Annotated in this window: 5 protein-coding genes and 1 riboswitch; of the genes, 3 read left to right on the top strand and 2 right to left on the bottom strand. The window is 59.2% G+C overall.

Annotation, left to right across the window (positions count from 1 at the left end; genetic code table 11):
• Positions 1-252 precede the first annotated feature (252 nt).
• Positions 253-1,536 (bottom strand): coproporphyrinogen III oxidase family protein, encoded by a 1,284-nt coding sequence (locus ABEA08_RS11320; RefSeq protein WP_345335418.1) that lies wholly within the window; start codon positions 1,534-1,536, stop codon positions 253-255.
• A 230-nt stretch (positions 1,537-1,766) separates the two neighbouring features.
• Between ABEA08_RS11320 and ABEA08_RS11315 the strand changes: the two genes are divergently transcribed.
• Together ABEA08_RS11315 and ABEA08_RS11310 are read left to right on the top strand one after the other, a co-directional pair.
• Positions 1,767-2,615 (top strand): PfkB family carbohydrate kinase, encoded by an 849-nt coding sequence (locus tag ABEA08_RS11315; RefSeq protein ID WP_345335417.1) that lies wholly within the window; start codon positions 1,767-1,769, stop codon positions 2,613-2,615.
• A gap of 81 nt (positions 2,616-2,696) precedes the next feature.
• Positions 2,697-3,710, top strand: a complete 1,014-nt coding sequence (locus ABEA08_RS11310) for a GGDEF domain-containing protein (RefSeq protein ID WP_345335416.1) — start codon at positions 2,697-2,699, stop codon at positions 3,708-3,710.
• A gap of 65 nt (positions 3,711-3,775) precedes the next feature.
• Here the strand turns inward: ABEA08_RS11310 and ABEA08_RS11305 are convergent, their stop codons facing one another.
• Positions 3,776-5,410, bottom strand: coding sequence for an electron transfer flavoprotein-ubiquinone oxidoreductase (locus ABEA08_RS11305; RefSeq protein ID WP_345335415.1), 1,635 nt, complete (start codon positions 5,408-5,410; stop codon positions 3,776-3,778).
• Positions 5,411-5,641: 231 nt separating this feature from the next.
• Positions 5,642-5,800: riboswitch (molybdenum cofactor riboswitch) on the top strand.
• Between ABEA08_RS11305 and moaA the strand changes: the two genes are divergently transcribed.
• A complete protein-coding gene (gene moaA / locus ABEA08_RS11300; protein WP_345335414.1) occupies positions 5,788-6,768 on the top strand; it encodes a GTP 3',8-cyclase MoaA in 981 nt (326 codons plus the stop codon). Its footprint overlaps the riboswitch before it by 13 nt.
• Positions 6,769-6,796 lie beyond the last annotated feature (28 nt).

Raw genomic sequence — 6,796 nt, 5'->3', positions numbered from 1 at the left:
TGGTCGCGGTGATAATCGGCATCGGCTCTTCGGTTGTGTGATGGTTTTCTTTGGCGATTAAATCTGATCACACCAAGAGCCTTTTTTCTACCTATTTCATGCGCCTACGCTAAAGATCCTGTCTATGAGCCTATGCTTAGCTCTGATCGTGGCTGCGGCATTGGCGCTCCCTGAGGCCCATAACCGGTCAGAAGGTCTGAAAACGACAAAGGCACCGTCAAACGGTGCCTTTTGTGATCGCTCGGTGATGACTCAGCAGCTTTTCGGGTTGCCCGCCTGTTCACGCAGCCAGTCCATGCCGGCGAGGAAGCCGGAGAACATCTTCAGCGCGACAAATTCGCCGGTTTCTGTGGTGGCGTAGCCGTCGCCACAGTTGCTCTTACGGATGGCGCCGTGCGCCTTGAGGAAGGCCATCTCCAGCGGCAGGGCGCGCATCAGTGATTTACCGTAAGCCTCCTGAAAGCGGCTGTTGGGCAACTGGCCCTGCACCATCATCATCAGTAGGTGGTAGCGCTGCATCAGGGTGGGGCTCAGGTGTTTGTGCGCCACGGTGGACAGTTGTCCGGCGTTGACGCGCTCGGCGTACTCGTCCAGATCGAACGAGGACAGGTAGAAGCGATCGCCAATGCGGCCGAAGGCACCACAACCCAGGCCGACACAGTCTTCACCATCGAGCACGTAATCGTGCTGCACCGCTTCACCGCTGGCGCGGCGATAGGTCCAGGCGTACTCGCGCTCATAGGCGGGCTCGAGGATCTCCCGGCCAGTGTGGTACAGCGACAGCAACTGCTTGGGATCGCCCGCCAGCTTCTGCGCTTTCTTGCGGTTTTTGCCGATCCCCAGGGTCAGTGGGTAGAGGGTGATCTGCTCGGAGCCCAGCTCGCGGGCGCGGATCAGATCCGCCGCCAGATTCTCATGGGTCTGGCCATTGAAGCCCATCATCATGTCCAGATTGACGGTAGGGAATTCGGCGATGGCGCGGCGCGACAAGGCTTCGATCTCACTGCCACTGCCGAACTTCTCGTAGCGGCCACTGGCTTTGAGGATGTTGTCGTCAAAGCTTTGCAGGCCGATGGAGAAGCGATCCACTAGGCCCTTGAGGCGCAGTGGGTTGGTGGGCTGGAAGTAGATGGGATCGGTTTCGCAGGAGACTTCCTGGATCTCAAATTTGCTCTTGATGAACTCAATGGTTTCAATCAGTTCGGATTCGATAATGGTGGTGGTGCCACCGCCGATGTAGAGACGCTCAAACTGGACGCCGGTGCGGGCCAGGATCTCGACCTCTTTGCGCAGCAGTTTGAAGTAGGCCTTGGCCTTCTCTTCGTTGTACTTGAGCTTAAAGAAGGAGCAGAAGCGACATAGGGTGTGGCAAAACGGGATGTGGATATAGAGCGTCGGGATCCGTTTCCCTTCGAGCTCTGATGGCTGATAGCCACCTGGAGTCAGGGTCTCGAGATCCAACAGCGATCTGATCTTGCCGGCCATGACAAAGTCCAGCGCCTGCTGTGAGATCTGAGGAAAACGTATCTGTTTCATTGCTTTTATCCAAAATTTTTAATTCATGTTACCCATCTTGTTGATAAGGGGGCGGAACGCGCGTCACAGTTACCTGTTCACTGTGTGAACAAGCACTGAAAGTTAGATCTGCGAACTGCATTCGAACCCTTTAACGGTAAACTTTTTACTGTTTTTGCTGAAGCTGGCCGGGTGACATCTTGTCGGACGCTGCCATAATCGGCGGATTGTCTTCATTTTTGAGAGTGACCATGGGCCGCGCGCTGATCATTGCCAACATCAACTGCGATCATATTCTGCGTTTAAATCGACCGCTGACCAGCGGTGCCCGCATCCATTATGAGGAGGTGGGGTTTCGGCTCGGCGGGGGCGGGGCCAATACCGGCTTAGGCTTGATCTGGGCGGGGCATCAGGTGACCTTGCTGAGTCAGGTCGGGGAGGACAGCCGCGGCGATTGGCTGATCGAGCAGGCCGAGGCGCAGGGGTTGGATTGCCAGTGGGTGCACCGCCATGTCGGGGCGACTCAGCCATTGCAGCTGTTGATGGAGCCCTGTGGTGAGCGCACCATCTTACGGCCCAATCGACCGCGGCTGATGCTGCCGCCGCAGGTGACGACGCAGGACTTGGATGCCTTGTACGTCAATCTGTCGGCAGAGGGGCTGCCGCAATTGATGCAGCGGGCGGTGAGTGAGGGGGTTCAGGTGTTCAGTCAGCTGCCCAAGGACCTGTCCCGCCGCCCTTGCCACTACCTGTTGACCTCCAGTGATGATCTGCACCAGTCCGGGGTGGACGATCCCTGGGTGTTTGCCCGCCAGATCGGCGGCGAGTCGTTAAAGGCGTTTGTGGTGACACGGGGGGCAGAGGGCGCCATTGCCTATTGTGCTGAAGGGGAGATCCGCTGCGAGGCCGTGCCAGCCACATTGGTGGACAGCACCGGGGCTGGCGACTGCTACGCGGCCGGTTTGATGCATGGGATCTTGCGTCATCAGCCCTTGGCACAAGCCATGGCGGAGGCGGCGCGCTGGGCTGCCTTTGCGGTGGCGGCCGACAGCTCGGTGCCGCCGGAACGCCTGAAGGCGTATCTGGCACCGGAGCGCTAGCGCAGAGGAGTCGGTTGGTGCGACGCGGTGCTTAGGGCTATAGTGGGTTAACACCACGCCCCATGGAAGGGAGCCCTTGTTATGTCGCTGGATCGCACGCCTCGTACCCTGCAGCAGCAGGCCTTTCGCGGCTTACTGCTGTTTGTCTGTTTGTTGCAAACCCTACTCCTGATCGGCGCTCCACTGACGACCCCATGGCAGTGGGGCGGACTCCTGATCAGCATCTTTGTCCCCGTCGGGCTATGCCTGCTGGCGCTTGGTGAGCGATTGTGGCTGGATAAGCGGCTGCAGTGCGGCTTGGTCGGGGGCGCGGTGGCGCTGAGCTGGTGGCTGCTGGGCCGGGCGCCACTGGCCGATCTGCTGTTGTTGCTGTTGGCCTCGGTACCGGCTCTGTTCCATCGGCCCGCCGCTATGATCGGGCTGACGCTGCCGCCGCTGGTGTGTGCGCTGGTGATGCAGCCCGAGCTGCTGAGTGCCCCGCTGTTGCCGCTTAGCGTGCTATTGCTGATGGCGATGCTGTATCACTTGCGCTGTTATCGCGCGATGCTCCGCTACCAGGCTGCCCGGATCAAACGTCTGGGCTGGCGCTTGGGTCATCGCTCCAGCAAAGATCCGCTGACGGAGCTGACCCATCGCCGTTATTTCGATCAGCGCATCCTGCAGACGGTGTCAGAGGCGCGCCGTACCAAGTCGCCGCTGTCATTGATCTTGCTGGATATTGACTATTTTGAGCGTTACAACGAGCGCTATGGCTATGACCAAGGCGATCAACTGCTTAAGACCGTTGCCCAGTTGCTTAAGGACACCAGTCAGCGTCAATCCGATATCCTGAGCCGATTCGACGGCGGCACCTTTGCCCTGCTGTTGCCCGCGACGGAGCGCAAAGGGGCCGAACGCTTGGCGCGGCAGATCTGCCAGCAGCTCCATCGCGCTGCCATTCCCCATGGCGCCTCGCCGATTTCGGCGGATCTGACGGTGAGCCTGGGGATCGCGCAATGGCAGCCCGGGGTTGGCCCCGAGCAGTTGGTGGTGCGGGCCAGTCGCTCGATGCAGAAGGCCAAATTGGAGGGACGGAATCAGATTAAGGTCGCTTGAGCGATCGCCAGCGGGTGTTGCGATGAAAAAGCCAGCGCATTGGGCGCTGGCTTGATGGGCTGGGATCACATGTTGGGGTAGTTTGGGCCACCGCCGCCTTCGGGCACCGTCCAGTTGATGTTCTGGCTGGGATCCTTAATGTCACAGGTCTTGCAATGGACGCAGTTGGCGGCATTGATCTGCAACCGTGGGCCTGTCTCTTCTTCGACGATCTCATACACCCCCGCTGGGCAGTAGCGCTGGGCGGGCTCGGCGAACTGGGCCAGATTGACCAGGATCGGGATCTGGACGTCATGCAGTTTGAGATGACAGGGCTGATCCTCCTCGTGCACCGTGCTGGAGAGGAAGACCGAGGAGAGGCGATCAAACGTCAGCTTGCCATCCGGCTTGGGATAGCTGATCTCGCTGAACTGGCCTGCGGGTTTGAGCTGGCCATGATCGGTGTGATCGTCCTTGAGCGTGACCGGGATCTTGCCGCCAAACCAGTTCTGATCGATGTAGTTGAACGCCCCACCGCCGTACATACCGAACTTGTGCATCGCCGGGCCGAAATTGCGGCTGCGGAACAGCTCGTCGAACAGCCAGGAATTGGCAAACTTGTCCCAGTAACTTGCCAGCGCCTCGCCCCCCTCGGGGTTGGCGGCCAGCGCTTCGGCGACGGCTTCGGCGGCCAACATGCCGGACTTCATCGCCGTGTGAGAGCCTTTGATCTTGGCGAAGTTCAGGGTACCGGCATCGCAGCCCGCGAGCAGGCCACCGGGGAAATGCATCTTCGGCAATGAATTCAGCCCGCCTTTGGCGATGGCGCGTGCGCCATAAGAGATCCGCTCGCCGCCCTGCAGATATTGCTGGATCACCGGGTGGGTCTTGTAGCGCTGGAACTCTTCATAGGGGCTGAGATAGGGGTTGGCGTAGTTCAGATCGGTGATCAGGCCGACCACCACCTGATTGCTGTCGGCGTGGTAGAGGAAGCCGCCGCCGGTAGCGCCGTTCTCGGTCAGCGGCCAACCCGCGGTATGCACCACTTTGCCGGACTCATGTTGCTCGGCGGGGATCTGCCAGATCTCCTTGATCCCCAGGCCGTAGTGCTGGGGCGATCGACCCTTATCCAGTTGGAACTGGCTGATCATCTGTTTGCCCAGATGGCCGCGGCAGCCTTCGCTGAAGATGGTGTACTTGGCGCGCAACTCCATGCCCGGCATATAGCTGTCTTTCGGTTGACCGTCATGGCCCACGCCCATGTCGCCGGTGATCACGCCTTTAACCACACCGTCTTCCTGCAGGATCTCGGCGGCGGCAAAGCCCGGATACACCTCGATCTCCAGCCCTTCGGCCTGTTCAGCCAGCCAGCGACACAGGTTGCCGAGGCTGATGATGTAGTTGCCGTCATTGTGCATCGGCTTGGGTACGAAGGCGCCGGGCATCTTCATGGCGCCGTTCGCTTTGAGCATATAGATGTCATCACCGCTGACGGGCGTATTGACGGGAGCGCCCTGCGCTTGCCAGTCGGGCAACAGTTCATCCAGTGCCCGTGTTTCGAACACGGCGCCGGACAAAATGTGAGCACCCACTTCCGAGCCCTTCTCGACCACGCATACGTTTAGCTCGGGGTTTATTTGCTTTAGACGGATCGCGGAGGACAATCCGGCAGGACCGGCTCCAACCACCAGCACGTCAAATTCCATTGACTCGCGTTCCATACTCAACCTCTGTTACTGCGGGACTGCCTGAGTGGGCAGACGCTGTGCACCACTTGGGATCTTGATCCTCAGCTTACTGAAAACTACGTCTTATTCACACCCTCCCAACAGACTAGACATATCACTGAGGGATAAGGTCAATTGCACGGCAGAAAAGGGCAGAGTGTCGCGCGAACAGGGGAGAAAACATGATCTTCATCGATTGTAGAGTGGGCTGGCTATACTTTACACTGCAAGCAGTTGTGAGCCGAGCCTCCGGCACCTAAGTCCCCCTCGAACAGACAGGTCAGGATAAGGCCCGAAGGCCGTGGTAGTTTCGCCACCGGGGTAGGTTGAGAAAGTTGGCCTGCCTTCCTCTCTTTTAGGAAAGGTGACACATGCAAGAACTGCAAGACCGATTCGGGCGCCGGTTTCACTACCTGCGCTTGTCGATCACCGATGCATGCAATTTCAAGTGTGAATATTGCTTGCCTGACGGCTATAAGCCCGAGGGCAAGCCGCGCTTTATGGCGCTGGACGAGATCCGCCGTTTGCTGGCGGGGTTTGCCCAAGTGGGGACGCGTAAGGTTCGGATCACCGGGGGCGAGCCCACCCTGCGCAAGGACTTTGAACAGGTATTGGAGCTGGTTGCTGCCACCCCTGGGGTGGAGCGTGTCGCCACCACGACGAACGGCTACCGGCTGGAGAAGCATGTGGCCGACTGGCACCGTGCTGGCCTGCAGCAGGTCAATGTGTCCGTCGACAGCTTTGATCCCGCCAGCTTTTCCCGCATTACCGGCGACGGCCGCTTTGATTCGATCATCCGTGGTATCGACACCGCACTGACCCTGGGCCTGGATTCGGTCAAGATCAACGTTGTGCTGCTCAAAGGCCACAATGGTGATCAGCTGCCGATGTTCCTCAACTATATCCGCAATAATCCGGTGGATCTGCGCTTTATCGAGCTGATGGAAACCGGTTTGACCGGCGAGTACTTCAAAGCCCATCACCTGCCGGGCACGGTGATCCAGCAACAGTTGCTGGCGCAGGGGTGGACACTGGATCCCCGCGGTGCCGACGACGGCCCGGCCCTGAATTACAGCCATCCGGATTATGCCGGTCGGATCGGGTTAATCATGCCCTATTCGAAGGATTTCTGTGTCAGCTGTAACAGATTGCGGGTCTCTGCCATTGGTAAACTGCATCTGTGCTTGTTTACCGAAGCCGGGATCGAGCTGCGCGATCTGCTTGGGGCCGATCAGCACTGCGCTGAACTGGTGGCGCGATTGCACGCCGCTTTGGGGCAGAAGGAAGCCACACATTATCTGCAGGATGGTAATTCCGGGGCGACGCCGCACCTGGCGTCCATCGGTGGATAACCAACGACGAACCACGCTGAGCCATTGC

The sequence above is a fragment of the Ferrimonas pelagia genome (assembly GCF_039543565.1).
In the GTDB taxonomy this organism is placed as follows: Bacteria; Pseudomonadota; Gammaproteobacteria; order Enterobacterales; family Shewanellaceae; genus Ferrimonas; species Ferrimonas pelagia.
This window is presented reverse-complemented; position numbering and strand designations above follow the sequence as displayed.